General features: G+C 74.1%; 4 protein-coding genes. All 4 read right to left on the bottom strand.

Annotated elements, in window-relative coordinates; all coding sequences use genetic code 11:
- A partial coding sequence (locus AB8Z36_RS35295) for a right-handed parallel beta-helix repeat-containing protein (RefSeq protein WP_369217473.1) occupies window positions 1–1,602 on the bottom strand: 1,602 nt, incomplete at its 3' end.
- Window positions 1,603–1,784: 182 nt separating this feature from the next.
- Entirely contained in the window at window positions 1,785–2,390 is a 606-nt protein-coding gene (locus AB8Z36_RS35290; protein ID WP_369217472.1) for an Rv1733c family protein, read from the bottom strand.
- Window positions 2,391–2,532: 142 nt separating this feature from the next.
- Entirely contained in the window at window positions 2,533–3,357 is an 825-nt protein-coding gene (locus AB8Z36_RS35285; RefSeq protein WP_369217471.1) for an MOSC domain-containing protein, read from the bottom strand.
- A 45-nt stretch (window positions 3,358–3,402) separates the two neighbouring features.
- Window positions 3,403–3,477 carry a DUF6643 family protein gene (locus AB8Z36_RS35280; protein WP_369217474.1) on the bottom strand — a complete coding sequence of 25 codons (75 nt, stop codon included), beginning with the start codon at window positions 3,475–3,477 and terminating at the stop codon, window positions 3,403–3,405.

Raw genomic sequence — 3,477 nt, 5'->3', positions numbered from 1 at the left:
GCCATAGCCCCCGCTGCCGCTGACCCGGCAGCCCTGCCCCCCCCCCCCCCCCCCCCCCCCCCCCGCGGTCTGCGTCGCCGTCTGCACGGCGGGCGTCTCCCGGGCCGCCGCGGTGGCCGTCGGCGCCCGCAGCCCGCCGCTCTCGTCGCTCGCGCAGTCCTCGACGAGCGGGCCCTCCTCGGCGAACTCGAAGCCGCCGCGCGCGCACCGCTCCGTGCGGCACTTGCGCAGCGTCGTACGGCAGCCGTCGATGACGTGGAAGCCATAGCCCCCGCTGCCGCTGACCCGGCAGCCCTGGAGCGTGCCCCGGCCGCCCGCCGATACGTAGAAACCGGCCTCGGCGGGCGAGGTGACGGTGCAGCGCTCGACGGTGGGGTCGGCGCCCTTGGTGATGATCACGCCGGTCTGGACGCCGTCGACCGTGCAGTTCGCCAGGGTGCCGCCGCTGCCGTGGTCGCGGAACCACGCCCCCGTCGCGGCCTCCCGGATGCGGCAGTCGTCGAGCTCGGCGGTCGCGCCGTCGCTCACCGACACCGCGGTGTTGCGCACCTGGCCGATGTCGCTGTCGACCACGTCCGCGCGGGAGCCGCGGTCCAGGACGAACAGCGCGTCCGGCACGTCGTGCACCCGGCAGGACTCCAGGACGGCGGTGGCGCCGTCGCTGACCCAGACCGCCGGATAGTCGCCCGTACTGTCGTGGATCTCGCACTGGTTGGCGTCCACGCGTGTGCCGGGGTCCCACACCGAGAGGCCGTTGCGCCCGAACCGGCTCACCGTGGAGCGGGTCAGCGTCAGCACCGAGCGCGAGCGCAGGTCGACCGCGTTCTCCGGGATGTCGTGGATGCGGCAGTCGGCGAGGGTCAGCACGGCGTCCGTGTCGAGCGTGACGCCGTCGGACGTGGTGCGGTGCACGTCGCAGTCGGTCAGATGCGCCGCGGCCCGCGCGGTCACCTGCACGCCGGAGCCCTTGACCTCGTACACCTCGCAGCCGATCGCCTCCAGGCCGGAGCCCTCGCCGGTGACCGAGAACCCGTTGCCCGAGGCGTGGTGCACCCGGCAGCGCTCAAGGCGCGGATGGCCGCCGCCGCGCACCGCCACGCCGGACTGGCCGGCCGCGACTATCTCGCACTCCTCGAAGACACCGCCGCCGCCTTCGAGCACGGCGACGCCGATGCCGCCGGGGTTGTCGACCGTGCAGCGGCGGGCCGTCGGGCGGGCGCCGCCGCGCACCTCGATACCGGCGGCGGAGCGGGTGACGACGCGGATGCCGGTCAGCTCGGGGGCGCCGTCCTCGACGAGCAGGGCGGGCGCGGACGAGTCCTGGCCCTCGATGTGCAGGTCCTGCACGATCGCCGAGGCGCGGACCGTGAGCGGCACTCCGTCGGGCGGCGCGATGCGCACGGAACCGGGGGCGCTCTCGGGACCGCGCAGGGTCACCGCGCGCTGGACCACGAGGTTCTCGCGGTAGGTGCCCGCGGCGACGGTCAGTATGTCCCCGTCGCCCGCGGCCTCCAAGGCAGCGGCGAGCGAGGCGTATTCGCCGGTGCGGCGCCGCCACCGCGACGTGCCGGTGTGCGTCACCTGGACCGTGCCCTGTGCCATGGAGTTGCTCTGCCCCCGCCTCGTCGTACGCGCGATTCCGCGTCGATCGTGCCGTGCCGATGATGTGCCGTCCCGACTCGCCGGGGAGCCGGAGAGTGCGGCCGCTCCACCGTAGCGCGCGCGGGCTGGGCGAGTTGACCCGAACGCCAGGCTCTCACCTGCACGGGCCGCCGGGGAGCCGGTCAGGAGCCGGTGCCGGTCCTGCCCCAGTCGGGTCCCGCCCTGTCCCAGGCCCGGTCCCATCGGGCATAACGCCCCCGCACCATGCGCCACAGGACGATCCTGCGGGTGCCCTCTATGAGCGCGGCGCCCGCCGTGGCGGCGCCGAATCCGGCGAGCACCGCGTGCGTGGTCGCGGTCGCGGTGTCCAGCGGGCGGCCGACCACCCGGCCGCGCTCGTCGGTCCAGAGCTTGAAGTGATCGCCGGGGTGCGGGGTCCTGAGGTCGGCGGCGACGACGCCCTGGCGGTCGGCGCCGTCGGGTCCCGTCCAGCGTGCGAGCACCCGGCTGTGGGAGTCGCGGGCCGATGAGGTCTCGGGGTCGGAGTCGAGCGGGGGAGCGGAGACCTTGCGCAGGACGGTGCCGACGACGGCGTGCCGGGCCTCGCGCTGCTCGCGGACCGAGGCGAGGAGGGTGTCCCGCGTGAGCTGGGTGGCGATCACCCCGGTGACCGGGACGGCGACCACGATCAGCGCCAGGGCGGCGAGGGCCACCCAGGCCTCAAGGAGGTCGGTCCCGCGGCGCAGCGGATTGTGCCGCCAGCGCCAGAGTCCGACGATTGCTCGCACAGCCCTGCACCCCCTTACGCGTCCGTCATTTCCAGCGACGGCACGGCTTACGCGCGGGCGGCGGGAGCGAAGAGAGTGACCTCATCCCGCCGAGTGCTTCAACGTCCGTGCCCCGTCGCCGAGTTCCCCATCCGGGCGGCGGTCATTCGAGAATTTCGAACGCGTCTCCGGTCCGGATCCGCCCGGTCGATTCCGGCACCAGATTCTGCCCGAAGACGAGCTGGTCGCCGAAGCGGCGGTGGCGGGCGAGGGTGCGCAGCGGCTCTTTCCCGCGCTCTCCGGTGTTCTGGTCGGTGGTCGTCACGACACAGCGTCCGCACTTCTTCGCCACCCGGAAGACGACACCGCCGATGGCGACGCGCTTCCAGTCGTCCTCGGCCCAGGGCGGGGTGCCGTCCACGACGACATTGGGCCGGAAGCGGTTCATCGGCAGCGGTCCCTCGTCGGCGTGATCACCCTGGGCGATCAGCGAATTGAGGGCGTCGAGCGAGGACGAGGCGGTGAGCAGCAGCGGATAGCCGTCCGCGAAGCTGACGGTCTCCTCCTGCCGTCCATACGCCGGATCGATCGGGCGGCGGGTGGCGGGGGAGTCGAGGTGGACGAGGCGCACGTCCATGCCGAGGTGGGCGCTGAACCAGGCGTGGGCCGCGGCGTCGGCGGGCACCGCGCGGACCTCGTCCCTTCCGACCTCCACCGGAATCGTCGCGCGCGGCGGCGGCACCGCCGCCGTGAGCGTCCTGCGGCCGGGCGCGGACACGCGGATGCCGCCGCCGGGCAGCGCCTCGGCGGCGACCATCGCCATGCGTGGATGGGGCCGCTGGGAGACGAACCGTCCGTCACCGTCGACCAGCATCCAGCGGTGGTCCCCCGCGAGCCCCCAGGGCTCCACGACGGCCTCACGCGACGCGTGTCCCTGGGCCGCCTTCAGCGGGTGGACATGGATCGACCGCAAGGCTGGATTCGACATGCGGACATCCTGCCAGCAGCCACTGACAGGGATGCCCGCGGCCGCTCAGTACCCCCGATAGGGGCGGTTGTACGGGTCCTCGTACGGCGCGGGSRCSGGCCGGGGCGCCGCCGGACGCAT

The sequence above is a fragment of the Streptomyces flavofungini genome (assembly GCF_041028215.1).
GTDB lineage: Bacteria > Actinomycetota > Actinomycetes > Streptomycetales > Streptomycetaceae > Streptomyces > Streptomyces flavofungini_B.
Note: the sequence above shows the minus strand (reverse complement) of the source record. Positions and strands in the feature narration are given on the sequence as shown.